The following is a 25719-nucleotide window of genomic DNA, read 5'->3' on the forward strand; positions in this document are numbered from 1 at the left end:
GACATAAAAAACTGCACCTCCAAAAATTGTGTCCAATTTTTGGGGTGCAGTTCATTTCTAATACTTTTTATAGGGGGTTTTTTAATAAATATCATATATAAAAACAGCAGGGCTTTCCCCTGCTGTTTTTTAGTTACAATAATACATTATAATTTACTTATTTCCCTTAGGATTATATTAATAATTATATCTGACTTAGTCTATTATTTATTAAACTACTACAGCTGTACCATTGCATGTAATCATAAGCATGCCATTTTGTGCACCTACTGTGCTATATTGGAAGGATACGCCAATAATAGCATTAGCACCCAATTTAGAAGCTCGTTGAGACATTTCGTCGAGAGCTACTTTGCGCGCATTCATCAAAGAATCTTCATAGCTACCGCTACGACCACCAACAATATCTCGAATACCAGACATGAAATCTTTCACAAAATTACGTCCTTCTACTACTTCACCAAATACAATACCTTTGTACTCTTGTACAGGTTTGTTTTCAATATGCATAGTTGTAGTAATAATCATAATTGTATCCTTTCTAATTGACTACAATATATTTTATATGTTATCTATCGAAATCACGATCAAGGTTAACTTCTTTCAACGGCACAACTTTAGTTTTATTGATGTATTTGTAACCAAGGTACACTGCGAAGAAGATTGGCAAGCCAATATAGGCAACGGATACGCCGTACCAGTCGATGGTATCACCTATGAAAGCGGAGTAGTTTTGACCACAGATAATGATGACGCAAAGAATGAACGCCAAGATTGGGCCCACTGGGAATAACCACGCTTTGTATGGCAATTCACTAAGATCTCTTCCTTGAGCAATGAAAGCGCGGCGGAAACGATAATGAGATACTGCGATACCAACCCATGCGATGAAACCGCATAAACCAGAGATATTAACAATCCATGTATAAGCTGTACCTTCGCCAATAAAGCTTGTAAGGAATGCAAATAAACCGATTGCTGTCGTTAAGATTAACGCAGGCACTGGAACACCGCGTTTATTTAACTTAGCAAAAATTTGAGGTGCTTGACCTTCCTTAGCGAGTGCATACAGCATACGCGTAGAAGAGTACAAACCAGAGTTACCAGCACTCAATACAGCCGTTAAGATAATAGCATTAATAAAACTAGCAGCAAAGGCAAAACCAAAACGGTCAAATACGAGTGTAAATGGAGAAATAGATACGTTCTCTACACTAGAGTTCAACAAATTTGGATCTGTGTACGGAATCAAGAAACCGATAACCGTGAAAGCACCGATATAGAACAATAGAATACGCCAGAAGATTGTATTAATCGCTTTTGGCACGTTCTTTTCAGGATTTTCCGCTTCACCAGCGGCTACGCCGATAAGTTCAGTACCTTGGAAGGAGAATCCTGCCACCATAAAGATAGCGAGAATAGATTCCCAACCACCTACAAATGGAGCTTCTCCTACGGTCCAGTTCGCAAATCCTGGAGATGTGCCACCTATGCCAAAGATAAGCATAAAGCCACAGAATAGGAATACGAATACGGTAATCACCTTGATGCTAGAGAACACATATTCACTTTCACCAAAGGAACGAGTAGATAAATAGTTCAAACCGAATAAAATGAGCAAAAACAGAGCAGACCATACGATGGCAGGCACATCAGGGAACCAATATTTCATGATGAGCGCCCCTGCTAATACTTCAGCAGCCAAGGTAATAGCCCAGTTAAACCAGTAGTTCCAACCTAAGGCAAACCCAAAGGCAGGATCTACATAGCGTTTTGCATAAGTCCCGAAGGAACCTGGAATTGGTAAATATGTGGCCATTTCCCCAAGAGATGTCATAAGGAAATAAACCATGATACCAATGAGGCCGTAAGCTACAAGAGCACCACCAGGGCCAGCTGTACTTACGACTTCACCACCAGCAACGAATAAACCTGTACCGATAGCACCACCCAAAGCGATCATATTCATATGACGCGACTTTAGGGAACGTTTTAGGTGTTGATCTTTGTTAGACGTAAACTCTACGTTATTATTATGATTATCAGACATGGGTCACCTCTTACAAATCTAGATTACGCACGTATTTTGCGTTATCTTCAATAAATTTACGACGAGGCTCTACCTTATCACCCATGAGGACCGTAAAGATTTTGTCGGCTTCGATAGAATCTTCTAAGCTAACTTGTAGAATCGTACGATTTTCAGGGTTCATCGTAGTTTCCCATAATTGTTCAGGATTCATTTCACCTAAACCTTTGTAACGTTGGATTGTAGTACCATCGCGACCTACTTCATCAAGTTTAGCTGTCAACTCTACATCAGAGTATACATACCAATGAGATTTACCCTTCTTGATTTGATACAAAGGTGGTTGAGCAATATAGATATGACCTTCCTCTACCAATGGTTTCATATAGCGGTAGAAGAATGTTAACAACAATGTACGGATGTGAGCGCCGTCAACGTCCGCATCTGTCATGATGATAATCTTATTATAACGGGATTTTGTAATATCGAATTCATCGCCAATACCTGTACCAAAAGCGGTAATCATGGAGCGAATTTCGTTATTAGCCAAAATCTTATCGAGACGTGCTTTTTCTACGTTAAGGATTTTACCACGCAATGGTAAAATTGCTTGGTAACGACGATCGCGACCTTGTTTTGCAGAACCGCCTGCAGAATCACCTTCGACTAAATAAATTTCAGTCATAGATGTATCTTTTTCGGAGCAGTCCGCCAATTTACCAGGAAGGCTAGATACTTCCAACGCATTTTTACGGCGTGTTAAGTCACGGGCTTTACGAGCGGCCTCTCGAGCACGGCTTGCCATCGTTGCTTTTTCGATGATTTTCTTCGCATCTTGAGGATGTTCTTCAAAGAATGTTTTAAGACCTTCTGTAACGATAACATCTGTAATACCTTTAACTTCGCTATTGCCAAGTTTAGTTTTTGTTTGGCCCTCAAATTGAGGTTCCAACACTTTTACAGATACGACAGCTGTCAAACCTTCACGCACGTCTTCACCGGAAAGATTGGACTCATTTTCCTTGATCAAACCAGATTTACGGCCATAATCATTGAGGGTACGAGTCAAAGCAGCACGAAAACCAGATAGATGTGTACCACCATCAATAGTATTGATGTTATTTACAAAGGACAACAAGTTTTCGCTATAGCTATCGTTATATTGCAATGCCACATCTACCACAACGTCATCTTTTGTATTTTCAATGTTGATAACAGTTGGATTAATTGCTTCTTTATTTTCGTTCAAGAAGGTAATGAAAGAAATCAAACCACCTTCATAGTGGAAACTTTCAACACGAGGTTCCTCTAGGCGCAAATCGCTCAATGTAATGCGAAGGCCTTTGTTAAGAAATGCCAATTCTTGTAAACGCATTTTCAATGTATCAAAGCTGAATACGGTAGTTTCAAAGATTTCTGCATCTGGCTTGAAAATAACTGTAGTACCAGTTCCTGAAGCCTTGCCGATTTCGTGCAACTCGGAAGTTTTATGACCACGAGCAAAGGAAATCTCTTGAACAATGCCATTTTGAGATACTTGAACCTTAGTCCATTCACTCAACGCATTAACTACGGAAATACCTACGCCATGAAGACCACCAGATACCTTGTAGCCGCCACCGCCGAATTTACCACCTGCATGCAATTTCGTTAATACTAGCTCTACCGCAGACATACCAGATTCATGCATTCCTGTTGGAATACCACGACCATCATCGACAACGGTAACACTGTTATCTGGATTGATGGATACTTCGATATGTGTAGCGTAACCAGCAAGCGCTTCGTCTACAGAGTTATCTACAACTTCGTATACGAGGTGATGCAATCCACGAGCAGACGTACTACCAATATACATCCCTGGGCGTTTACGCACCGCGTCTAGACCCTCAAGAACCTGAATATTCTGAGCGCCATAATTTTGTTCAGGCATGAAACAAACTCCTCCTAACAATTTATCATACTGTACTTGATTGAAATAAAGTGACAAAACATGTACAGGATTAAACTTTATCTCTTTATTATACTATAAAACTCATCAATCCGTCTCATTAAAGTCTTAATACTGATACCAGATCCATACACACAATCATCAGTAACCACATATGTCTTGATTTGCTCCTCTGGTACCATGGCGATATATTCTAGCGTTTCATAGTGATGAATAGGACTTTTATGGGACTTTCCGCCCTTGGCATGCACCATCGTAATGATGGATTCTATGGGCACGGAAATGGTATCTCCAATATGAACGTACATAAGAATGCCCCCTCTACTTTTCTAATGTCCCATTAAGAGCATCAATTTTGCGCTGTTCCTCTTCAGCGAGGAACTTTGATCGATATTTATTACACAAATTGATAACATGTTGATCCGTTAGCTCATCAGGCTTCTTATGAGTGATGAGCATGGCCACCATAAACATATGACGGCGATTGATGGATCCTTTATAAATCTTATCCAGGTAAAAGTATATGGATTCCCGCATCGCTTCTGCAAAGTCTGGGAAAGTACACTGTATAAATTGCTGACAGTCGCTGTATTTAAAGTATGGGTACTTTCTAATAACAGACTTAATGTCCTTAATATGTTTTCGATGCAATTCATATTCACAAGTCGGACAGATTTCTTTTTTAGATTCCATGTGCATGCCACATCGCTTACAACGATGATACCCATGCTGCTCTAAATATATTTCACGCTTTCGAGCCGTAATTTGTACTTTTCTGAAAGCAGCTCGTAATTCTTCGTTATCCGTTTGTTCTAAGGATTTATCGATGGCGTCTACGTCTTCTTTTGAAAGCACGATATTAGCAAAATTAATACGTTTTGTAATAATCTGTTCATCAGGAATCGTGAGAGACGTATTAATTTCTACTTTCACATAGCTCTGACGTTTCATGATGAATCGAATATCGGTAATTACCTCTTGGCGGTAATATTTATTGATAGCCTCGATGATACGTCGTTTTTGCATCTGTAATTCCTGCATCCACATGGAATTATCTGCACTGATAACCATGTCTGGAGGCTTGATAGACACAATTTTCGTATGATCAGCGATAACATCGCCTACTACATCACGCCACTTGTGAACGAGGGTATTTAATTTATATTGTTCCAGTAAATTCAGTTCTGCTAAGGCCTTTGGTAAACAAAGATCAAGGCTGTCCATACTGAACCTTTCCTCCTTCACAAGAAATAAATTGAACGGATTTCAAATCTTTAAAATCGTAAATATCTGTAGTGGTAATAAATGTTTGAATTCGTTTATGAATAAACTGCAATAAATTCACTCGTCTCGACTCATCAAGTTCGCTCAATACATCATCCAAGAGAAGAACTGGATATTCTCCTACCTCTGACTTGATAAACTCAAGCTCACTCAACTTTAAGGACAATACAGCGGTTCGTTGCTGACCTTGCGATCCAAATTTCTTTAAATCCATAACATCGGAAAAGAATCTTAAATCATCGCGATGAGGACCTACACTAGTGCTTAAACGATGACGATCTTGCGGCAACGCTGCTTTGATGCGTTCGTAAAAGCCTTCCTTTGTATATTCTAATGAACCATTGTCCATATACGGCTGTTCATAACCGATGGTTAAATTCTCGAGTCCACCCGTCAATTTACGATTCATCAAATCGATGAGCAAATTGATTTTTTTCAAGCTTTCTAATCGTTTCTTTACAATAAAGCTCGCCATATCTGCTAGCTGTAAATCCCATTCTTCAAGAGGAATATTATTCTTTCCCCTATATTCTTTTAGGACTGCATTTCGTTGCTGTAACAACCGATTATACTGCATCAATTGATGATAGTAAGTAGCGCTGGTCTGAGATATTTCCATATCTAGGAAACGCCTACGACCAGACGGAGTTCCCTTAATAAGCTGTAAGTCTTCAGGACAAAAGATAACTGTATTTAATGTACCAATCAGTTCTTTTTGAGATATTTTTGTATCGTTTAAACGAATATCCTTGGCCCCTTGGCGGAATAATTTAATATTTACCTTTTGAGGCGTATCTTTTTTCTCGAATTTTACAACTATGCCTGCTTCTTCAGCATTAAACATGAGCATATCCGATGTATCGTTAGTACGATGGCTTTTACCAATCGTACCAACATAAATCGATTCGAGGATATTCGTCTTACCAGCCCCATTAGTACCGTGCAGAACGATAATCTCAGGGTTAAACTGTATCTGTACATCCTTATAATTACGAAACTGGAATAATTGCAGTGAGTCAATTCTCACCGATTATGCCTCCTCTTGTGTAATTATGAGATCTACATCGAGACCTTCACAAGAAATCACATCACCAACGCGGCATTTCTTGCGTTTTTCCGTTACGACCTGACCATTCAAGGTAAGGATGCCTTCATCGATGAAAGATTTAATTTGACCACCTGTTTCAATGATGCCTTCTAACTTCAACAACTGATCAATTTGAATGTACTCCGTATGAATGGGTACCTGCTGTTGCTCTTTCATAACGTTCTCCTATGTGATAAAGGTCATGCATTTGTGCGAACTGGTGTTACTACGTATGTATAATTCGGATTATTGTCTTGGCGAATGACAACAGGACCATTTTGTTTTAAGAACAAGTGAATATTATCTCCTGTGCTGTGACGCAAGATATCAGAGATGTAACGACCATTGAAGGAAATTGTGAAAGGTGTACCTTTAAATTCAACAGCTACGTCTTCTTTTGCCATACCGATTTCAGTATTTTGAGTAGACAATGTGACATTGCTTTCAGACCAATCATAACGAATTACGTTATAGCTGATGTCTTTAGCCAATAAGGATACGCGATCAACAGCACCAGCAAATTCGTGGCGATTGATTACAGCACTAGAGTCGAATTGGGAAGGAATTACCTTTTCATATTCAGGATATGTACCTTCGATTAAGCGAGAAATAATATAAATAGATTCAAAATTAAATACGATTTGTGTACGATTCCAGATGATATTGATCATGGCTGGATTATCTGTTGGTAATAAACGAGATACTTCAGCTAACGTTTTTGTAGGAATGATAGCGCGCATCGGAGTCGTTGCTGGTTCATCAATTGTAATTTTTTTAACAGCCATACGGTGTGTATCGGTAGCAACCATAGTCACTTCGTTTTCTTTGATTTCAAGAAGAGCACCGGTAAATACAGGACGATCTTCATCAGTAGCTGCTGCGTAGTTTGTTAAATCGATAAGTTCTTTCATAGCAAAGCTATCGATATTCACATGATCTTGGTCGTGAATTTGTTCAACCAAGGAGAAGTCATCTGGATGTAATGTGACAAGGTTAAATTCGGAAGATCCAGATGTGATTGTCAAAGAATTTCCGTCTTCTGGTTTGTAAAGTTCGATAGTATCGCCAGGTAATTTACGAATTAATTCTTGGAAATAACGGGAACCTACTACTAAAGTACCAGGTTCTTTGATGTCTCCGTCAATTGTTAAACGGATACCTAGTTCAAAGTCGTTACCTTGCAATTCTACTTGACTATTTTTTGTAGTTACGTAAATAGCACCTGGTAAGTTGGAACTTGTTTTATTTTGAGATACCTTTTGCAATACGTTGATTGCTTTTTGGAGATTTGCTTTTGGGAATGTAATATGCATATGTTACTCCTTTTTGAAAGTTTTATATTAATTTGTATAATTGGATTTTATTATTAACTACTATATTATTTCTAATATATATGTTGTTTGTGATTACGATTTATATATATTGTAGAAGCACTAATAATTACTTGTTTTGTTTGTAATATTCTATGTTTGCTATTGTAGATGCTCTATATATATTCTACGATAGATCTGTTTCTACTGTTTTTCTGATTGTTTCTTAGTTTTAGTAGTAGTAATAGTAGGGGTCTGTTTATATGTGTAAAAGTGAATCGGCGCCAATAATTGTGTGAATTATGAGCTGTGCATAACTATGTTAATAGTTTGTACCTACTTATCCACATATTCACACCAAAGTGCGAGTTTTGTGATATCCACAAAGTTATTCACTATATATCCACAGAGTTATCCACAGGTTGTTAATTTCTGTTTAATTTCTGCTACTATACGTTTAGTTTCTTCGTTTTTTTCAATTTCCTTCGTTATTTTATCGTACGCATGGAGAATTGTTGTATGGTCACGAGAGAAAGCTGCTGCGATTTGTGGATAGCTTTCATTGATCATATCGCGGCATAGATACATGGCGATTTGTCGTGGAAATGCGAATTGGGCTTTTCGTTTCTTGCCAAGTAGGTCTTGCTTTTTAATATTGAAATAGGAACTTACAAAATTCTGGATGCTTTCAATATTAACTATATTTACCTCTTCTGTATGAACGAGGCCCGCCAAGGCGTGTTTTGTGTATTCTAGGTCAATAGATTCTAGACGTTGATCGATGGATGCTGTACCGATGAGTTTGGTGAAAGCACCTTGCAACACGCGGACGTTTTCGCTAAATTGCAATGCCACATAGTTAATTGAATCATTATCGATGCGAATAATGCGGTTCTTTTTATATTCACGTTCGAGCAGTGATCTGAAGATGGCGATGCGCGTTTCTAAATCTGGATTTTCCATTGTGGCAATGTAGCCAGCTTGGAAACGAGAGCGAAGACGATCTTCGAACTGCTCCATATCATTTGGCATAGTATCAGAGGTAAGCACGATTTGTTTGTTATTATTTAATAGTTCATTAAATGTATTAAATAGCTCAGTTTTCGTACTTTCACGGCTTTCAAGGAACTGAATATCGTCAATCATGAGAACATCGATATTGCGGAATGTGTTGCGGAATAATTTACCTTGGTTGCGCTGCAATGTTTCGACGAAAATATTCATAAAGTTTTCGCTTGTAATGGACATGACCTTCATATGTGGATGATTTTCCTTGATAGCATTGCCAATGGCATGCATCAAGTGTGTTTTTCCGAGGCCAGATGGACCGTAGATAAAGAGCGGATTGTAGTCGCCGCCTGGAAATTCAGCTACATTTTGAGCAGCTCCAAAAGGAATGCGGTTGGCGTTGCCCGTTACGTAGTTATCAAAACGGTACGCCGGATTGAGATTAGATAATGACAAGTCTACAGGAACATTATCAGACTGCAATGTTGACATTGTTTCTGTCGGTTTCTTTGGTGTAGCTATCATTAGTCCGTCTGGAATATCCACAGGTGCTGGCGCGCGGTCGATATAGACAGGATCTTGATAGACTGGTGTGTAAAACTCCTCTTGATGAGCCTTTTCCTCTACTATAGGTGGTAAAGACATTGGCGGTGCTACAACTGGCGTATCGATGAGACTTTCATCAACAAAATTAGTATCTATACTCTCTTGATTAAAATCGAATAACACCATATCTCGATGGGAACCGATGACCGTGGTAATCGCATCTTGTAAAGCCTTGCTAATTTGCGGCTGCTGGTCGATTAAGTTTTTTACAAATGTTTGCATGACTCCAATATGGATCGAATGACTTTCGAGAGACATGGGAATCAACGATGACGTGACGCGCAAATACAATGCATCAGGTAAATGTTGCATATTCTTTTTCGCCTCTTGCAATATATGTTCCCATATATTATTTAAATCAAATGACTGCATGACGTGCCTCTTGTGAATAACTATTGCGATAAATGTGTATAACTTTAGGAATAATGTGCATAACCATTGTAAAAGATGTGGAAAAATCTATTATTCCTGTGAATAACTTGTGTATAACCTGTGAATAAGTAAAAATATAAGTTTATTTTATCTAGATAAATACTGACTTTTTAGATTTTATAGGATAAAAGAGAAAAAATGTGGATAACCTCGAAAGTTATCCATCAAAAACCTGTAAAAATATATTATTTTTGCTAATTTCAGTTATGATTGTACCAAAAAAGCAGGAATTTGTCATTTATTCTGTGGATAACTTTTGGTTATCTGAGGGTAATATGTTAATAAATCAGTGTTTATCTTATATTTAGTTCATCAATTACTTTTGGGGGAGGACTGAAAACTACTTTTATCGCTCCATACGACGCGTAAGTCACTCAAAAAGTAGTTTTCAGTCCCTTCCTCCTATAAGATAATTATTATGATTACAATACTCATAGATGAAAAAGTAATTGATGAACATAACAGCATTAACCTTCAGATAATCAAAACTAAATGATCAAAAAAATGACAAATTAGTGATTTTTCTAAGAGGGAGTGTTAGGTGTAGATATGGATTTTTGACCGAAACGTGTCGTATGGAGGGAGAAAACCACATCTATTCCTCCCTCCTTTCAACTAGAGATCAAAAGGTAAATTTATCTTATATAAAAAGATTAAAGTTGTGAGTTCTTGTATGCTGATAAATTGATGTTACGTTTACATCGTGTAGTGGTGTTTAAGATGTGATTAGGGTTTACTTAGGGAGGGAATATAGGGTCCTTTTGAGCGACTTTATGCGTCGTATGGAGCGATAAAGGATCCCTATCTCCTTCCCCAGAGAATAAAAGGTAAAATTTGAACACATCCTTAGATCCGTACTCTGAAAGACTTTTATTAGGTTGGTATAAATATTGATACTACTTTTTATACTGGTGGTAGGTATATTAGTAGTCATTAGAGTGTGTTAGGAGTAGGAATAGATGTGGATTTTTGACCGACTTACGTGTCGTATGGAGGGAGAAAACCACATCTATTCCTCCCTCCTTTCAACTAGAGATCAAAAGGTAAATTTATCTTATATAAAAAGATTAAAGTTGTGAGTTCTTGTATGCTGATAAATTGATGTTACGTTTACATCGTGTAGTGGTGTTTAAGATGTGATTAGGGTTTACTTAGGGAGGGAATATAGGGTCCTTTTGAGCGACTTTATGCGTCGTATGGAGCGATAAAGGATCCCTATATTCCTCCCCTTGGAAACGTAACATCAATTACAGGATAAAATGTGTAGTAGAATTATTTTCAGAAATACAAGAACTCACAGCAGAACCCCTTTATTATATTGACAAATTTACGTTTTACCTCTATAATTACCCTGTTATGGTATAAGTAAAACAATACAAAATGACGAGGAGGTGTTTTACTAATGAAACGTACTTACCAACCAAATACTCTTTGGAGAAAACGTACCCATGGTTTCCGTGAACGTATGAAAACTATCGGTGGCCGTCTCGTTTTGAAAAGAAGACGTGCAAAAGGCAGAAAACGCTTATCTGCATAATATAATAGCTGTTAGGCAGGAGAAAAAACTTGGCGCTGCTGCCAAGTTTTTCTATTCTTAGGACTTAAGGACAATGCATATGGATTATTGCCTTGATAAAGCAAGACGACTGACGCACAATAATGAATATCGCCTTGTATATAAGCACGGTAAATACGAAGTAGGCCGTATGTGTGTACTGTATCGTATGCCCGTGGCAAAGCAACCTACTCGCATTGGTTTTGTAACAGGTAAAAAGGTTGGTTGTGCAGTGGAGCGCAATCGAGCTAGACGCCTTATGAAAGAGGTGTATCGCCTCAATCAGCACGCCATTCGCGAAGGGTATCATATCGTAATTGTTGGACGTGGCCCTCTGAAAAACGCTACCTACGAAAAAGCGGAAAAGGAGATTTTGTATCTCTTGCGAAAAAGCAAATTATTGATACAAAATGATAAATAGGACCACAAGTTAGAGGCTTTGGTCCTTTTTGTGTATATGGAGGTTTCCATGAAACGCTGTATAACCATGCTTTTACGACTTTTAATTAGGTTCTATCAGCTCGCCATATCTCCCTTAAAACCTGGATGTTGCCGTTATTATCCGACATGTTCCACATATACTCTGCAGGCCATCGAAAAATATGGTCCTTTGAAAGGTAGCTGGATGGGTTTAAAACGCATTCTTCGCTGTCATCCTTTCCATAAGGGTGGCTACGATCCAGTTCCCTAACCCACTTGGGATTAGACTGGATGTGTTCTGTGAAAGCAACTTTCACCATCATTATCTAGCACAGTTTTGGAAATACCTGAGCATCTGTATGGATGAAATTTAGACCATACCATAACGATATATAGATGCGCAAAGGACGATTTCGACTGTAAGAAAAGGAGAAACAATGGAATTTTTAAGTAGTGTATTCCAACCTATCGTTAATTTGATGAGCACATTGGTAACCTATGCGTTCCAATTGACTCAAATGGTAGGCTATCCGAGCTACGGTGTGGCTATTATCCTTTTAACAATCGTTATTAAAGCGATTTTGGCGCCACTTACTGTTAAACAAATCAAATCCATGAAGGCTATGCAAGAGTTGCAGCCTCGCATGAAAGAATTGCAAGATAAATACAAAAATGATCCTGCAAAACTGCAAGCGGAAATGGGTGCATTGTACAAAGAAATGGGTGTTAACCCATTAGCGGGCTGCTTGCCTCTATTGGTGCAAATGCCATTCTTGATCGCTATCTTCTATGCTTTACAAAGCTATCCATACGATCAAAACTATATACATTTCTTATGGCTTCCTAGCCTTGGCGAACCAGATCCTATGTACATCTTGCCAGTATTGAGTGCGGTGTCCACTTGGATTATGTCCCGTCAAACTAGTAGCGGTGCAACTGGTGCTGCTGCGCAACAACAAAAGATTATGACAATCTTTATGCCTCTATTCATTGGTTACATTTCTCTTAACTTCCCTTCTGGCTTAGTTATTTACTGGATCGTATCCAATGTGTTCCAATTTGTACAACAACATTTCATTTACAAAGGCTTAGAAGCTAAATAATAGGAGGCACTATGGAATTTATCGATGTATCTGCTAAAACCATTGAAGATGCCATTGCTAAAGGTGTAGCTCAATTGGCCTCTGAAGGTCAAGAATTGGTAGAAACTAAGGTCTTAGAACAACCTTCTAGTGGATTTTTAGGCATTGGTCGTAAACCAGCAGTTGTTCGCTTATTCTTCACCGCTTTAGCTAAATCTGCTACTGCAGAAGAAGCAGCTAATGTTAAAGAACAATCTGTAGCTATTGCTTCCGAACCAGTGGCAACAAGCGAAACAGAAGTACAAGATACGGCAGCTGAAACTTCTGAAAGTACTGTAGAAGAAAAACCTTCTAAAAAGGAACTTTCAAAAGAGGATCAACAAGAAATTGCTGAAAAAGGTAAACAATTCCTCGATGATATATTTACACAAATGGGCCTCACTGTTGTTATCGAAAAAATGATGACGAAAGATAAAATTACATTCCAAGTACACGGCGAAGCTTTAGGTATTTTGATCGGTAAACATGGTCAAACATTGGATGCTATTCAATACTTAACAAATCTCGTGGCTCACAAGGATGTATCTGGCCATTGCCATATCGTGGTAGATGTGGAAAATTATCGTTCTCGCCGAGAAGAAACATTGGTGAATCTCGCGAAACGCTTGGCTTCTAAGGTGAAACGCAATCGTCAAAAGGTTTCTTTAGAACCGATGAATGCTTTTGAACGTAAAATCATTCATACCGCCCTTCAAGGGGATAAAAATGTTATTACCAACAGTGAAGGGGATGAACCATTCCGTCACGTTGTGATTTCGTACAAAAAATAAAATATAATGGTGCAGCTTTCAGGTAACTGGTATTCTCCGTTACTTGAGGGCTGTTCCCTTTATTCTTTAGGTTATGGTGAAAGCTAACCTAAGTTAATCTTCGCGCGGGTAAGATTGGTTTAGTTTAACTTTCACAGGCGAAGACATTATCATATGATATATCGATAGAATATATGAATACAATATATCGATAGAGTATATCGTAAAGCAGTAAATCAAAACGATGCATCTAGATTTCATAAGGTTTATGAAAGGCATGATAGATCATCGAAATACGGAGAAACATATGTATATAGATGATACAATAGCGGCCATTGCCACACCGCCTGGTATCGGTGGGGTTGGTATTATTCGGGTCAGCGGCAAGGATAGTTTTCCTATTGTAAATAGCCTGTTCAAGAGCGCGGGCACCGTTCCTTTGATGGACCGCCAAAATAGAACGATTCAATACGGGACTATTGTGGATCCAGCGACGAACAAGACCATCGACGAGGTTCTTGTTTTATTAATGAAAGGCCCTCATTCCTACACAGCGGAAGATGTGGTAGAAATTCAGTGTCACGGCGGTATTGTGCCGGTTCGACAAATCTTGAAATTGCTCGTAAATCACGATGTGCGCATGGCTGATGCCGGTGAATTTACGAAGCGTGCCTTTATGAACGGACGTATCGACCTCACCCAAGCGGAGGCAATCATTGATATTATTGAAGCAAAAACAGAGGACTCCCTCTCCCTCGCTGTGGCTCAGCTAGATGGAACTGTTTCGTCCTTTGTAAAAGATGTGCGAGAACAGCTCATCGCCATGATTGCTCATTTAGAGGTAACCATCGACTATCCTGAGGAGGATATCGAAGATGTAACGAGCCAAGAGGTTCGCGAACAGTTGCAGCCTATTTTGAAAGCTATGGATGAACTCTTGTCTACAGCAAACACAGGCCGTCTAATTCGCGACGGCATTACAACGGTTATTGTAGGTCGTCCAAATGCAGGTAAATCGAGCCTTATGAATGCTCTCTTGCGCGAAAATCGCGCTATCGTAACGGATATTCCGGGGACGACACGCGATAGTATTGAAGAATATATGACCGTAGAAGGCATTTCCTTGCGCCTTATCGATACAGCTGGTATTCGCGACACACAAGATACGGTGGAAGCCCTCGGTGTGGAGCGCGCTCGAGATTATATCAACAAAGCGGATATCGTACTCTGTGTTATAGACGGGTCTACTCCTTTAACCCCTGAAGAAATCGAAATTTTGACCTCTGTGAGCGGTTTGAACACTATCGTACTCCTTAATAAGTCTGATGTGGCACAAATCGTTACAGACGAACATATTAAAGAATACGGAACCTTTACGGTTATCGAACGAATCAGTGCTAAAGAAGGCGAAGGCTCTGCAGTTCTCTCCAAATGGGTGCAAGAACTCGTCTACGGCGGTCGCGTAAAACAAGACAATAGCACTATGATCAGTAATGTGCGCCACATCAGCCTCATGGAACAAGCGAAGGCTCAAGTAGAACAAGCCCTCTCCTCTATCGACATGGGCATGCCTGTAGATTTTGTAGCTACCGACCTGCGTAGCGCTTGGGAATTATTAGGCGACATCACGGGCGACACAATCCGAGAATCCATGATTGACGAACTATTCAGTAGATTTTGTTTAGGTAAATAAACGTCACTTTGGTCGGAGCGTGCAATTTTTCGGAGAAAAATGCCCAGCGAGCGACCTGGACTCTAGAACTAATAAGTATTAACTAGATTTATATAGATAGTAAGGAACATATATGTACACAGTAGATAATTATGATGTCATTGTCATTGGCGGTGGTCATGCTGGTTGTGAGGCGGCTCTCGCCGCTGCCCGCATGGGTCATCGTACGTTGATGGCGACCATCAGTTTAGATAACATTGCGCTTATGCCATGTAATCCTGCCGTTGGCGGTCCTGGTAAAAGCCATCTTGTTTATGAACTTGACGCATTAGGCGGTCAAATGGGTATCAATGCGGATGCTACAGCTATCCAAATGCGTATGCTAAATATGGGTAAAGGACCTGCCGTTCATTCTTTGCGCTGCCAATCCGACAAGATTAAATACCAACATTTGATGAAACAAACATTGGAGAATACAGATAATCTCAATGTTAAGCAAATCATGGTGACAGAACTTAAGGTTGAGGATGATAAGGTAATAGGTATCGTTACAGAGCTTGGTGAATTTTATGGCGCTAAGGCTATTATTCTTTGTACAGGTACCTATTTGAAAGGTAAAATCCTCATCGGTGATATCGATTATGTGGGCGGTCCAAATGGTCAACGCGTAGCGGAACATTTCTCTCAATCCTTACTCGATAATGGTATTGAATTGATGCGCTTTAAGACGGGTACACCAGCACGTGTAGATAAACGTACTTTAAACCTCGAAAATATGGTAGTTCAAGAAGGCGATGCACATCATCACGCATTTTCCTTCATGGATGAATGGATTAATCGTAATGAAGATGTATGTTGGTTGACCTATACTAATAAAGAAACGCACGAAATCATTCATAGTAATATTCATCGTGCTCCAATGTACAGCGGTAAAATCGAAGGCGTTGGCCCTCGTTACTGCCCTTCTATCGAAGATAAGGTGGTACGCTTTGCCGATAAAGAACGCCATCAACTCTTTGTTGAGCCTGAAGGTACAGGAACAAATGAAATGTACGTACAAGGTATGAGCACCTCTCTTCCAATGGACGTACAATATGCTTTCTTGCGTACCATTCCAGGCCTTGAAAATGTTGAAATCATGCGCCCTGCTTATGCTATCGAATACGATTGCTTGAACCCAACGCAATTGACGCCAGCGCTTCAAGTGAAACATATTGAAGGTCTCTACTCTGCAGGTCAAGCCAACGGTACATCTGGCTATGAAGAAGCGGCTGCTCAAGGCCTCATGGCTGGTATCAACGCAGCATTGTGGATTCAAGGGAAGGAACCGTTCATCCTTGCTCGCTCCGAAGCGTACATCGGTGTTCTTATCGATGATCTTGTAACAAAAGGTACAAATGAACCGTACCGCATGATGACAAGCCGCAGTGAATACCGTCTATTGCTTCGTCAAGATAATGCAGACCTGCGTCTTACAGAAAAAGGCCGTGCAATCGGTCTTGTAAAAGACGATCGTTGGGCTAAATTTATAGCTAAAAAAGCTAATATTGAAGAAGCGAGGGAGCTTTTACGAAACACACCTGTAAATCCATCCAAAGAAACGCAAGCCTTGCTTGAAACCTTGGGCACTGCACATATTAAAACAGGCATTCATGCGTATGACTTGGTAAAACGTAACGAACTCTCCTATGCTATCGTGGCCGATGCATTTGGTTTGAAACGCTATACACCTGACGTAGAGGAAGCTGTCGATATTTCCATTACCTATGAAGGGTACATTAAAAAGCAAATGGACCAAGTCGATAAAGTTCGCAAACTAGAAGAAAAAATTCTTCCAAAAGAATGGGACTACACAGAAATTAAGGGCATTTCTCTTGAAGCTCAACAAAAGCTCAACAAGATTCGTCCTCACTCCATCGGTCAAGCAAGCCGTATCTCTGGTGTCTCCCCTGCGGACGTGTCTGTTCTATTAATTCAACTTGAACAATACAACAGAAGTAAATAAAATAGCATGCAATAACATGAATTCATGTAATAACATGCATTTTATATGAACTTTTTAAAAGATATTTCCTACAGATCTTATTGTCGTATACATATCAGATAATTCATTAGGAGTACTTATGAAAGAAAAATACGATGTGCCTATAGCACCTCTGTCTGAATTTGTTTCATATATGATGGAGCAAATGAGTCATTTTGGTTTGCCCTGTACGGAAGAGCAAGCAAAAGACTTTTACTTGTATTATGTGCATATGATTGAAACAAATAAATATCTCAATCTAACGGGTATCACAGACATGAAAGAGGTCGTGATTAAGCATATGATTGACTCCCTCTCCTGTTATGATCCTGAAATCATCAAATCTGGTATGTCTATCATCGATGTTGGTACGGGCGCAGGTTTTCCTGGTATTCCGTTGGCTATCTATGATCGTAACCTCAAGGTTACCTTGTTCGATTCTTTAAAAAAGCGGCTTAACTTTTTGGAATTGATTATAGATGAACTAAAACTGACAAACTGTACTACCTTACACGGACGTGCGGAGGATTTGAGTCATCAAGATTACCGTGAAAGCTTTGATATTGCTACGAGCCGTGCCGTGGCACGTTTGCCGATTCTTTTAGAATGGACTGTGCCATATGTAAAAGAAGGCGGCTACGTGGTTGCTTTAAAAGGCGCTATCTACGAAGAAGAAGTTGGTGAATCCAATAAAGCCCTTAATACACTTAAAGCTACTATCGAAGAAGTAAGAACCGTTACATTACCAACCTTGGACGATAAACGAGTAATCCTGTATATAAAGAAAACGGGAAAAACACCAAAACAATTCCCACGGAAACCAAAAGACATTAAAGACAAACCATTAGTATAATCTTTACTAGTACATATGGCATAAAAACCTAATAAAAACTTATAATGGTATACAAATACAATAAGAGGATGCAAATCTATGATTTGTATCCTCTTTTCCTTTCCTCTCTCCGCTAGCCTATTAAATGCTATCGTTTACAACGACAGTGGATATATTTTTGTCCCTCTATAGTTGATAGTAAAAAAACAGGAATACTTTTTTCGAGCCGACTTAGCTAGCTATGGAGGCGAAAAGAAAGTATTCCTGTTTCACACATCTTATACGTGATCAATAATATATAAGGTTGTATCGATATCATTTAAAGGCATAATATGTACGCCTGAAGCAATTTTCTTGATTTGTTCAAGTGTTTCGATAGCGATTTCTGTACCAGCTTCCTTGCCGCCTTTTTCTACTCGGTCTAAGATTTCTTGTTTAAGGTTGATTCCAGGTACTTTTTCATGGAGATATGTAGCCATTTTGAAACTTTTAAGTGGAATCAAGCCGAGCATGATAGGCACATTGAACTCAGACATCTTATCGATGTAGCGCTTTGCTTGTTCTAAATCGTAAATTGGTTGTGTTTGTACAAAGTGCGCGCCATTTTGAATTTTAGCAGCTAATTTTTGACGTTCAATTTCTAGATCTGGAGCACCAGGATTACCAGTGGCACCGATGTAAAAGTTTGTAGGAACGTCTAGGTCGTTACCTGCAAGGTCTTTGCCAGCATTTAATGTCTTAGCGATATTGAGCAAGCCCATACAATCGACTTCGAATACGGATTGTGCAAATGGATGGTCCCCATTATCTGGTTTATCACCAGTTAGGGTCAAAATATTGTGCACGCCCAACGCTGCTGCGCCAAGCAATTCGGATTGCAAACCGATAATATTGCGATCGCGGCATGTAAGGTGAAAAATAGTTTCGATTTCTTTGTTGTGTTGCAACAAGTAAGAAAGAGAAATTGGGCTCATGCGCATTTTAGACATTGGGCTGTCAGCGATGTTGATGGCATCCACCTTCCCTTTCAAACGAGCCGCTTGTTCAAAAATCTTTTCCGCAGAACTACTTTTAGGCGGATCTAATTCAACAGTAATGGTAAACTGCCCTTGTTGATGTTTTTCTCTTAATGTCATCATGTACCTCGTTATTATTTTTCTAATGTTTCAAAGAAATCGTTAGCGTGGTTAACGGCAGCGATACCATCTTTAGCATAGATATCTGCGCCCGCTTGGTCTGCGTAGTCTTGAGATACTACGGCACCACCTACCATGACCTTAGTTTTAAGGCCTGCCGCACGGATAGCAGCGATGGTATTGTCAATTTGTGGCATTGTAGTCGTCATCAAGGAACAAATACCTACGAGGGCCGCTTTGTTATCTTTAATGGCTTGCACGATAACTTCTGGGTCAACATCTTTACCGAGATCGACGATTTTGTAACCGTTGTTTTCGAGCAAGGCTGCTACGATATTTTTACCTAAATCGTGGATGTCGCCTTTAACTGTAGCTACAACGATCGTGCCTTTATCTAGGCTTTCACTAGCAGGAATAATTTCTTTTATGGTGTTGAAAGCAGCCTGCATTGTTTCCGCCGCAAGCATTACTTGTGGCAAGAATAGTTTACCAGAACCAAACTTGTCCCCTACTACGTTCATCGCTTCAGATAAGCCTTTTTTCGTAATATCTAATGGATCCATGCCGTCAGCTAAGGCTTTCTTTACAAGGTCAACGATAGCTTCCTTCTCCCCTTGCTCTACGCAAGCGCGGATGTTTGCTAAAGGATCATTACTATCGAAGGATTTTTTCTCTGGACCTTTAGGTGCAGCGTTACCAGGAGCATTTGTTTCGTCTTCGTAGCCGTATTCTTTAATGAACTCAGCAGAACCTGGGTCCCAACCTAAAAGCGTTGTGCTAGACACAAAGGCTTTTTTGGCTGGATAGTTTAACGGGTTCATAATCGGTGTTGTTAAGCCACATGCAAGGGCCATTGTTAAAAATTGACCATTCAAATATGGACGTTGTGGCATACCGAAGGAAATATTGGACAAGCCCATTACTGTTGGGAAGCCAAATTTTTCTTTATATAATTGTAGTGTACGCAATGTTTGGCGAGCACTATCCTCACCGCTGGCAAGTGTTAATACCAATGGATCGAGTAATAAATCATGTGGTTGTAGACCATAGTCATAAGCTCGATTTACGATGCTTTCAGCTAAAGCAACGCGGTCCTCTGCTTTTTCAGGAAGGTCACCACTGGATAATGGTAAACAAAGCAATGCTGCACCGTAACGTTTTGCTAAAGGCATAACTTGAGTGATGGACTCCTCCTCCCCATTTACGGAGTTAATAAGAGCGCGGCCTGGGTAGTTTTTAAGAGCTACCTCCATAGCTGCTGGGTCTAATGTATCAATGGATAAAGGTGTTTCTACGAGCATCGATAATTCGAAAATAGCGCGTTCCATTAAAGGAGATTGATCCATGCCAGCTACGCCCATGTTTACATCGAGGATATCTGCGCCTGCTTCTACTTGATCTAATGCATCCCGTTTAACACGGATGAAAGAACCATCGCGTAATTCTTGAGCAAGTACTTTACGGCCAGTTGGGTTAATACGTTCACCAATGATAAGCGGTTTTGTATTGTGACCTAATTCTAACAATCTAGTACGGCTTGTAATAATTGTTTTCGGTTCGATATGAGTACGACGCTCTTTAGGTGTATGTGCTTTTACGGCATTGGAAATAGATTGGATATGAACTGGTGTCGTCCCGCAGCAACCACCAACATAACTAGCGCCTGCATCAACGATATCGAGCATCAATGGGCCCATTTCTTCTGCTGTAAGTGGGAATACAGTTTGCTTGTTGATTAATTGTGGCATACCGGCATTTGGTTGACAGCTTATAGGTAAGTTTGTAACGCTTGCAATCTCTTCGATTAGCGGTGTAATTTGTTCAGGTCCAAGAGAACAGTTGATACCGATGATATCTGCACCCATAGCTTCTACGATAGTAGTTGCTACTGCTGGCGGTGTACCAGTAATAGTACGACCGTCTTCACTGAAAGAAAATTGACAGATGATTTGAATATCTTCTTTTGTTTTTCCCGCTGCTTCACGAGCATCTAGAGAGGCTAATAAAGCGGCACGCATTTCCTGTACGTCGATGATAGTTTCAATAATAATAAAATCTACGCCACCCTCGATTAATGCTTCGGCTTGTTCACGATATGTATCATAGATGGAGTCAAAGCTCATATTGCCTAATGGTTGTAAAAAACGACCTGTAGGACCCATAGAGCCTGCTACACGAGCAGCTGGTTTCGTCTCTGCAATGGCTTCTTTTGCTACCTTCACAGCTGCAATATTAATTTCTCTTACGCGATCTTGCAAGTTATAATCTTCTAATTTAAGACCACAAGCACCGAATGTATTGGTGCTTATTATATCACTGCCATGAAGTAAATATTGTGAATGAATATTTTTTACTACTTTTGGTCTTTCTATATTAAATAGTTCTGGGCAATAGCCTTCTTCTAAGCCTGCAGCTTGAAGCATTGTGCCCATAGCTCCGTCAAATATATACATAAATATCTTCCTTTAACATCCTAAATTAAAATGTTTCACGTGAAACACTATTGTATTGGTTGCCCTTTCATGGCAATACCAGAAACGTCGGCTGTAGTTTTACTACCTTCCTCTTCTCCCCCATCTTGGGTGCTGACTGTTGCTTTCTCTGGTAACTTACGAGAAGTGCAGTCTTGTTGTGAACAAGATGTACAACCTCTTTTTGTTTTAATATCTTCGTTTGCTGGCATTAAACCAATGATAGCTGTTACAGATTTACGTGGGAATAATAAATAGTTCTCTGTAACTTGTAAGCCGATTAGCTCGGTTTTAATAATGTTAGCTAATTCAGGTTGAATCTCTAGTGGCCAGTTGCCATAACCAGGACTAAAACGCCAGGTTGGCTTATAGCCTTGTTTTTTAGCAATTGTATTGATTACTTCGTTTACCTGATCAGCTACCTGTTCTACAGCAGTTGTCGCCGCTGCATCAAGTAATAAACCTACCGTATAGTTACCTTGTTTAAATAACTGCTCACTACGAATTTCTACATCTTCTCCGACTGTTACGCCCAATACGTATACTTTAGTAGATTTTTCTAGATGTTTTTCGATGATAGAACCTTCAATTTTTAGGGGTGGATTACTTAAAATAGTCTTTGTTTCTGCATCGTAATCATATTCTTGATATACACCTCTAGGTGTAGCCAATAATTGGATTTCCTTACATGCTTCGTCAACATAGTTTTGTGGGAAATCCTCAGCGTGACGAAGTCCTGCGTATCGTTTTACTTCTGCTTTGTCGATGGCAGGAAGCATTCCGTTATAGATGGGCATTGAAACGCCTCCTCTTCAAAATAAAAAGCTCTGCGTGTCCGTAGAGCATGTGCTTACTGTTATCAATTGTATATAAATCTTATAAAGTAATTTTTCTAGACTCTTAAGATTATTAATCTAATTACTATCTAACTAATAGTATATAGATATGGATAATACCTGTCAAAGTATATAGGACCTGTATTCTCATATAATTTAGTAGCATATAGATATAGTTTGAAGTTATATCAGAATGCTTTTTTGGACATAAAAGTTATTGACGATGAAGCTTTTATGTATTTAACGTTAATTTAATGTTTCACGTGAAACAATAAAAAATTTTGTATTGCAACTATATTGATAAAGCTATTTATCTATAAGCTTTATGAGTGTAAGTAAAAATAATATTGTAAATATATAATTATAAAGAATTTGATTTGATGGATTGCAATAAGTAATGCGACAAAATTAAATCAATTTTCTAATCTCATGTTTAAACATGTCAAAGGGTGTTTTAAACCCAAGGCATTTTCTAGGTCGATTATTAATCAGCACTAGTGCTTCTGTTAGTTTATCTAGTGTTACTTTAGCTAAATCGGTTTTCTTAGGAAAAAACTCTCGAAGTAAACCATTACTATTTTCATTAGAGCCACGTTGCCATGCTGCATAGGCGTCAGCAAATTTACTTTGACCTCTGGAAGACACTATTGTGTCTAGTTCCCAATGACCAAAAGTCTTACGGTTTTCAACTTCTTGAGATCGGTCCTTAATGGTCTTTTTCACATTGAAGCGTCCACGCTTTTCTTGTGTACCAGGCTTTTTGCCTTTTCGGCGAAGTACTTTTTCTGTTACAGCAAGAAAACCACGATGGATCCAAGAATATATCGTCTTAAAGCTTAGAACTCCAACTAATTCAGCACCAACTACTTCTTCTGGAGACCAAGTTTGCTGCAACCTGGATTCAATTAAAGCCGCTAATTGAGGGGTTAACTTTGTCGGTCTGCCTTTATTAGCAGACTTACTAATTGCTAACTGTTGTGCTTTAATCGCAGAATATTCACCTTCAACGCGATTTAATTCTCTTGCTACAGTAGAATGGTGAACACCGATTAAGCTAGCAATTCTACGAACAGAGTATCCTTCTTTTCGTAAAACTTCTATTTGACTTCGTTTTTCTATGGTAAGATGTATATAGCTCATATTAGAGACCTCCGTGTCATGTATTTGTGGTTATTTACATTTTACACGAGATCTCCAATATGAGTCTTTTTATTTGTCGCAATATATTTTACAATTCATCATTTATAAATACCGTAATTCGCATTGTTTTATGTTATAATGGAAAAGAAATATTTTGAACGAAGCTGTGAGGTGAATTAAGTGGGCAAAGTTATAGCTGTTACTAATCAAAAAGGTGGTGTTGGTAAAACTACAACATCAGTAAATTTGAGTGCTTGTTTAGCTGATGCAGGCAAGACGGTGCTACTGGTTGATTTGGATCCACAAGGTAATGCTAGTTCTGGGTTGGGTATTGAAAAAGATGATTTAGAGCTCTGTGTACATGATGTTCTAATTGATGGAGAACCAATTGCTGATATTGTACAACCTACAATGCTTGAAAACCTATTTGTGGCGCCTGCAACAATTCAACTAGCTGGTGCTGAAGTAGAATTAGTTTCCGTTGTTTCACGTGAAACAATGTTGAAAAAAGCATTGGCGTCAGTACGAGATAAATATGATTTTATCGTTATAGATTGTCCTCCATCTCTCGGGTTGTTAACATTAAATGCTTTCACTGCTGCTGATAGTGTATTGATTCCGATTCAAAGTGAATTTTACGCATTGGAAGGAGTTAGTCAATTAGTTAAAACGATAACAATTGTACAACAAACATCCAATAAAGATCTTGAAATTGAAGGCGTATTATTGACTATGTTTGATGGTCGTACAAATTTATCTATTCAAGTAGCCGATGAAGTAAAAAAATTCTTTGGTAATAAAGTATATAAAACAATTATTCCTCGTAATGTACGTTTAAGTGAGGCACCTAGTTATGGGGAGCCAATTATTGTATATGATCCAAAATCCAAAGGTGCTGATGTATATACGAAATTAGCTAAAGAGGTAATTAAAGCATCCAAAGCTAAATAAGTAGTAAAACTGAATTAGTATTTAAAGTTAAGTAAGCATCTGGTGATAAGTAGGTATCAAATGTTAAATAAATTGGTTCTTTGATAGTTTAAGAAATTTACTTATTTATAATTGGTAAATATTTGTAAGGTCGAGAGAGGTTAGTTGCATGCCAAGAGAAATTAAAAGCAAGAAAAGCAAAGCGTCCGGATTGGGAAAGGGCCTTGAGAATTTAATGAAGGTTGACTCTGTAGATTCTGTATTGCCTGAAAAGGAGATACATGAACTGCCGATTTCTGAGTTAGTTCCAAATGTAGATCAACCACGTAAAAGTTTTGATGAAGATAGTCTAGCTACATTGGCCGAATCAATCAAGAATCTTGGTATTTTTCAACCTATTGTGGTTCGTAAACAAAAAAATAAATATCAAATTGTGGCTGGTGAGCGCCGTTATCGTGCTGCTATGATTGCTGGATTGAAAACAGTACCAGTTATTGTTAAAAAATATAGTACAGAAGAAATGACAGAGGTTGCTCTTGTAGAAAACTTACAACGTGAAGGGCTAGATCCAATTGAAGAAGCGTTGGCCTACCAAGGTTTGATGGATATCTATAAGCAAACGCAAGAAATGATTTCTGCTCGTCTTGGCCGTAGCCGTTCATATATTGCTAATATGGTTCGTCTTTTAAAATTATGTGATTCTGTACAAAAGGATTTAATCGAAGGTGATTTGACGGTTGGTCAAGCTCGTCCATTATTAGCTTTAAGAAGTGCAGCTCAACAAATGGAAGCAGCTGAACGTATTAAAGAGGGTGAATTAAGCGCTAGACAGGCCGAGATCCTTGTTAAGTCTATGCAAAATAAATCATCTAAAGCAAAGGCTGGTAAACCTCAAAATACGGCAGAAGTTCGTGCTTTAATGGATCGTTTAAAACTAAGTTTAGGGTCCCCTGTGAATATTAAATTCCGTGCAGGCAAAAAAGTGCAAGGGAAAATTGAAATTGCTTTCTCCTCTGAAGCTGAATTAGAAAGACTTATTGCATATATGGACGGTCAAGATCAAACAGAAGATACTGTAACAATGGAGTTTAGAGTATAATTGGCTA

At 39.0% G+C, this 25719-nt stretch carries 23 protein-coding genes; 10 read left to right on the top strand and 13 right to left on the bottom strand.

The annotated features are described in order from the left end of the window. Window positions 1–210 precede the first annotated feature (210 nt). The 9 genes from Q7O55_RS04040 to dnaA form a co-directional block, all read right to left on the bottom strand. Window positions 211–528: a YbjQ family protein gene (locus tag Q7O55_RS04040; RefSeq protein ID WP_303928620.1), complete on the bottom strand. Its 318-nt coding sequence runs from the start codon at window positions 526–528 to the stop codon at window positions 211–213. Between the two features lie 40 nt (window positions 529–568). Further along, window positions 569–2050 carry an amino acid permease gene (locus tag Q7O55_RS04045; RefSeq protein WP_303928622.1) on the bottom strand — a complete coding sequence of 494 codons (1482 nt, stop codon included), beginning with the start codon at window positions 2048–2050 and terminating at the stop codon, window positions 569–571. A gap of 10 nt (window positions 2051–2060) precedes the next feature. After that, on the bottom strand, window positions 2061–3962 hold the full coding sequence (gene gyrB / locus Q7O55_RS04050; RefSeq protein ID WP_101928912.1) for a DNA topoisomerase (ATP-hydrolyzing) subunit B: 1902 nt from the start codon (window positions 3960–3962) through the stop codon (window positions 2061–2063). Window positions 3963–4039: 77 nt separating this feature from the next. Continuing rightward, window positions 4040–4288 carry a DUF370 domain-containing protein gene (locus tag Q7O55_RS04055; RefSeq protein ID WP_004692940.1) on the bottom strand — a complete coding sequence of 83 codons (249 nt, stop codon included), beginning with the start codon at window positions 4286–4288 and terminating at the stop codon, window positions 4040–4042. Between the two features lie 13 nt (window positions 4289–4301). Next, window positions 4302–5204, bottom strand: coding sequence for a DUF721 domain-containing protein (locus Q7O55_RS04060; RefSeq protein ID WP_012863617.1), 903 nt, complete (start codon window positions 5202–5204; stop codon window positions 4302–4304). Then, window positions 5191–6291, bottom strand: coding sequence for a DNA replication/repair protein RecF (recF, locus tag Q7O55_RS04065; protein WP_303928628.1), 1101 nt, complete (start codon window positions 6289–6291; stop codon window positions 5191–5193). The genes Q7O55_RS04060 and recF overlap by 14 nt, the downstream gene beginning before the upstream one ends. A gap of 3 nt (window positions 6292–6294) precedes the next feature. Next, window positions 6295–6528 carry an RNA-binding S4 domain-containing protein gene (locus Q7O55_RS04070; RefSeq protein ID WP_105087308.1) on the bottom strand — a complete coding sequence of 78 codons (234 nt, stop codon included), beginning with the start codon at window positions 6526–6528 and terminating at the stop codon, window positions 6295–6297. Window positions 6529–6551: 23 nt separating this feature from the next. Further along, window positions 6552–7664, bottom strand: coding sequence for a DNA polymerase III subunit beta (dnaN, locus tag Q7O55_RS04075; protein ID WP_303928634.1), 1113 nt, complete (start codon window positions 7662–7664; stop codon window positions 6552–6554). A 408-nt stretch (window positions 7665–8072) separates the two neighbouring features. Further along, window positions 8073–9647, bottom strand: coding sequence for a chromosomal replication initiator protein DnaA (gene dnaA, locus Q7O55_RS04080; protein ID WP_303928637.1), 1575 nt, complete (start codon window positions 9645–9647; stop codon window positions 8073–8075). Window positions 9648–11109: 1462 nt separating this feature from the next. Here dnaA and rpmH point away from each other — a divergent pair. The 8 genes from rpmH (at window position 11110) to rsmG (ending at window position 18121) form a co-directional block, all read left to right on the top strand. Further along, a complete protein-coding gene (gene rpmH / locus Q7O55_RS04085; protein ID WP_004692946.1) occupies window positions 11110–11244 on the top strand; it encodes a 50S ribosomal protein L34 in 135 nt (44 codons plus the stop codon). A gap of 79 nt (window positions 11245–11323) precedes the next feature. Next, on the top strand, window positions 11324–11683 hold the full coding sequence (rnpA, locus tag Q7O55_RS04090) for a ribonuclease P protein component (RefSeq protein WP_004692947.1): 360 nt from the start codon (window positions 11324–11326) through the stop codon (window positions 11681–11683). 48 nt (window positions 11684–11731) lie between these two features. After that, entirely contained in the window at window positions 11732–11953 is a 222-nt protein-coding gene (gene yidD, locus Q7O55_RS04095; RefSeq protein ID WP_012865047.1) for a membrane protein insertion efficiency factor YidD, read from the top strand. Between the two features lie 166 nt (window positions 11954–12119). Then, window positions 12120–12785, top strand: coding sequence for a YidC/Oxa1 family membrane protein insertase (locus Q7O55_RS04100; protein WP_303928640.1), 666 nt, complete (start codon window positions 12120–12122; stop codon window positions 12783–12785). 11 nt (window positions 12786–12796) lie between these two features. After that, entirely contained in the window at window positions 12797–13594 is a 798-nt protein-coding gene (jag, locus tag Q7O55_RS04105; RefSeq protein ID WP_303928641.1) for an RNA-binding cell elongation regulator Jag/EloR, read from the top strand. 286 nt (window positions 13595–13880) lie between these two features. Further along, window positions 13881–15266 (top strand): tRNA uridine-5-carboxymethylaminomethyl(34) synthesis GTPase MnmE, encoded by a 1386-nt coding sequence (gene mnmE / locus Q7O55_RS04110; RefSeq protein WP_303928726.1) that lies wholly within the window; start codon window positions 13881–13883, stop codon window positions 15264–15266. A gap of 112 nt (window positions 15267–15378) precedes the next feature. After that, window positions 15379–17250 carry a tRNA uridine-5-carboxymethylaminomethyl(34) synthesis enzyme MnmG gene (gene mnmG, locus Q7O55_RS04115; RefSeq protein ID WP_303928643.1) on the top strand — a complete coding sequence of 624 codons (1872 nt, stop codon included), beginning with the start codon at window positions 15379–15381 and terminating at the stop codon, window positions 17248–17250. Window positions 17251–17368: 118 nt separating this feature from the next. Continuing rightward, entirely contained in the window at window positions 17369–18121 is a 753-nt protein-coding gene (gene rsmG / locus Q7O55_RS04120; protein WP_303928646.1) for a 16S rRNA (guanine(527)-N(7))-methyltransferase RsmG, read from the top strand. A gap of 257 nt (window positions 18122–18378) precedes the next feature. On the opposite strand, the gene Q7O55_RS04125 is transcribed toward rsmG, so the two are convergent. From Q7O55_RS04125 to Q7O55_RS04140, 4 genes are all read right to left on the bottom strand, one after another. After that, the gene (locus Q7O55_RS04125) at window positions 18379–19236 is read right to left on the bottom strand and encodes a methylenetetrahydrofolate reductase (RefSeq protein ID WP_303928649.1); all 858 of its coding nucleotides are present in this window, start codon (window positions 19234–19236) and stop codon (window positions 18379–18381) included. 14 nt (window positions 19237–19250) lie between these two features. Further along, complete coding sequence (locus tag Q7O55_RS04130) at window positions 19251–21689, bottom strand: homocysteine S-methyltransferase family protein (protein WP_303928652.1); 2439 nt, start codon at window positions 21687–21689, stop codon at window positions 19251–19253. Between the two features lie 47 nt (window positions 21690–21736). Continuing rightward, complete coding sequence (locus Q7O55_RS04135; protein WP_303928655.1) at window positions 21737–22504, bottom strand: methionine synthase; 768 nt, start codon at window positions 22502–22504, stop codon at window positions 21737–21739. 447 nt (window positions 22505–22951) lie between these two features. Further along, entirely contained in the window at window positions 22952–23683 is a 732-nt protein-coding gene (locus Q7O55_RS04140) for an IS30 family transposase (protein WP_303928658.1), read from the bottom strand. A 180-nt stretch (window positions 23684–23863) separates the two neighbouring features. Between Q7O55_RS04140 and Q7O55_RS04145 the strand changes: the two genes are divergently transcribed. Continuing rightward, window positions 23864–24634: a ParA family protein gene (locus Q7O55_RS04145; protein ID WP_303928661.1), complete on the top strand. Its 771-nt coding sequence runs from the start codon at window positions 23864–23866 to the stop codon at window positions 24632–24634. A 148-nt stretch (window positions 24635–24782) separates the two neighbouring features. Continuing rightward, entirely contained in the window at window positions 24783–25712 is a 930-nt protein-coding gene (locus Q7O55_RS04150; RefSeq protein WP_303928663.1) for a ParB/RepB/Spo0J family partition protein, read from the top strand. The last annotated feature ends 7 nt before the right edge of the window (window positions 25713–25719 follow it).

This window comes from Veillonella parvula (assembly GCF_945949885.1).
GTDB lineage: Bacteria > Bacillota > Negativicutes > Veillonellales > Veillonellaceae > Veillonella > Veillonella parvula_B.

Bases quoted from the DNA above. Each gene is read 5' to 3' on its own strand.
- rpmH (WP_004692946.1), top strand. From the start codon at position 11,110: ATGAAACGTACTTACCAACCAAATACTCTTTGGAGAAAACGTACCCAT.
- Q7O55_RS04040 (WP_303928620.1), bottom strand. From the start codon at position 528: ATGATTATTACTACAACTATGCATATTGAAAACAAACCTGTACAAGAG.
- mnmG (WP_303928643.1), top strand. From the start codon at position 15,379: ATGTACACAGTAGATAATTATGATGTCATTGTCATTGGCGGTGGTCAT.
- Q7O55_RS04055 (WP_004692940.1), bottom strand. From the start codon at position 4,288: ATGTACGTTCATATTGGAGATACCATTTCCGTGCCCATAGAATCCATC.
- Q7O55_RS04100 (WP_303928640.1), top strand. From the start codon at position 12,120: ATGGAATTTTTAAGTAGTGTATTCCAACCTATCGTTAATTTGATGAGC.
- dnaN (WP_303928634.1), bottom strand. From the start codon at position 7,664: ATGCATATTACATTCCCAAAAGCAAATCTCCAAAAAGCAATCAACGTA.
- Q7O55_RS04060 (WP_012863617.1), bottom strand. From the start codon at position 5,204: ATGGACAGCCTTGATCTTTGTTTACCAAAGGCCTTAGCAGAACTGAAT.
- gyrB (WP_101928912.1), bottom strand. From the start codon at position 3,962: ATGCCTGAACAAAATTATGGCGCTCAGAATATTCAGGTTCTTGAGGGT.
- Q7O55_RS04045 (WP_303928622.1), bottom strand. From the start codon at position 2,050: ATGTCTGATAATCATAATAATAACGTAGAGTTTACGTCTAACAAAGAT.
- Q7O55_RS04130 (WP_303928652.1), bottom strand. From the start codon at position 21,689: ATGTATATATTTGACGGAGCTATGGGCACAATGCTTCAAGCTGCAGGC.
- rnpA (WP_004692947.1), top strand. From the start codon at position 11,324: ATGGATTATTGCCTTGATAAAGCAAGACGACTGACGCACAATAATGAA.
- Q7O55_RS04140 (WP_303928658.1), bottom strand. From the start codon at position 23,683: ATGAGCTATATACATCTTACCATAGAAAAACGAAGTCAAATAGAAGTT.
- yidD (WP_012865047.1), top strand. From the start codon at position 11,732: ATGAAACGCTGTATAACCATGCTTTTACGACTTTTAATTAGGTTCTAT.
- Q7O55_RS04135 (WP_303928655.1), bottom strand. From the start codon at position 22,504: ATGCCCATCTATAACGGAATGCTTCCTGCCATCGACAAAGCAGAAGTA.
- Q7O55_RS04150 (WP_303928663.1), top strand. From the start codon at position 24,783: ATGCCAAGAGAAATTAAAAGCAAGAAAAGCAAAGCGTCCGGATTGGGA.
- mnmE (WP_303928726.1), top strand. From the start codon at position 13,881: ATGTATATAGATGATACAATAGCGGCCATTGCCACACCGCCTGGTATC.
- dnaA (WP_303928637.1), bottom strand. From the start codon at position 9,647: ATGCAGTCATTTGATTTAAATAATATATGGGAACATATATTGCAAGAG.
- jag (WP_303928641.1), top strand. From the start codon at position 12,797: ATGGAATTTATCGATGTATCTGCTAAAACCATTGAAGATGCCATTGCT.
- Q7O55_RS04070 (WP_105087308.1), bottom strand. From the start codon at position 6,528: ATGAAAGAGCAACAGCAGGTACCCATTCATACGGAGTACATTCAAATT.
- Q7O55_RS04125 (WP_303928649.1), bottom strand. From the start codon at position 19,236: ATGACATTAAGAGAAAAACATCAACAAGGGCAGTTTACCATTACTGTT.
- rsmG (WP_303928646.1), top strand. From the start codon at position 17,369: ATGAAAGAAAAATACGATGTGCCTATAGCACCTCTGTCTGAATTTGTT.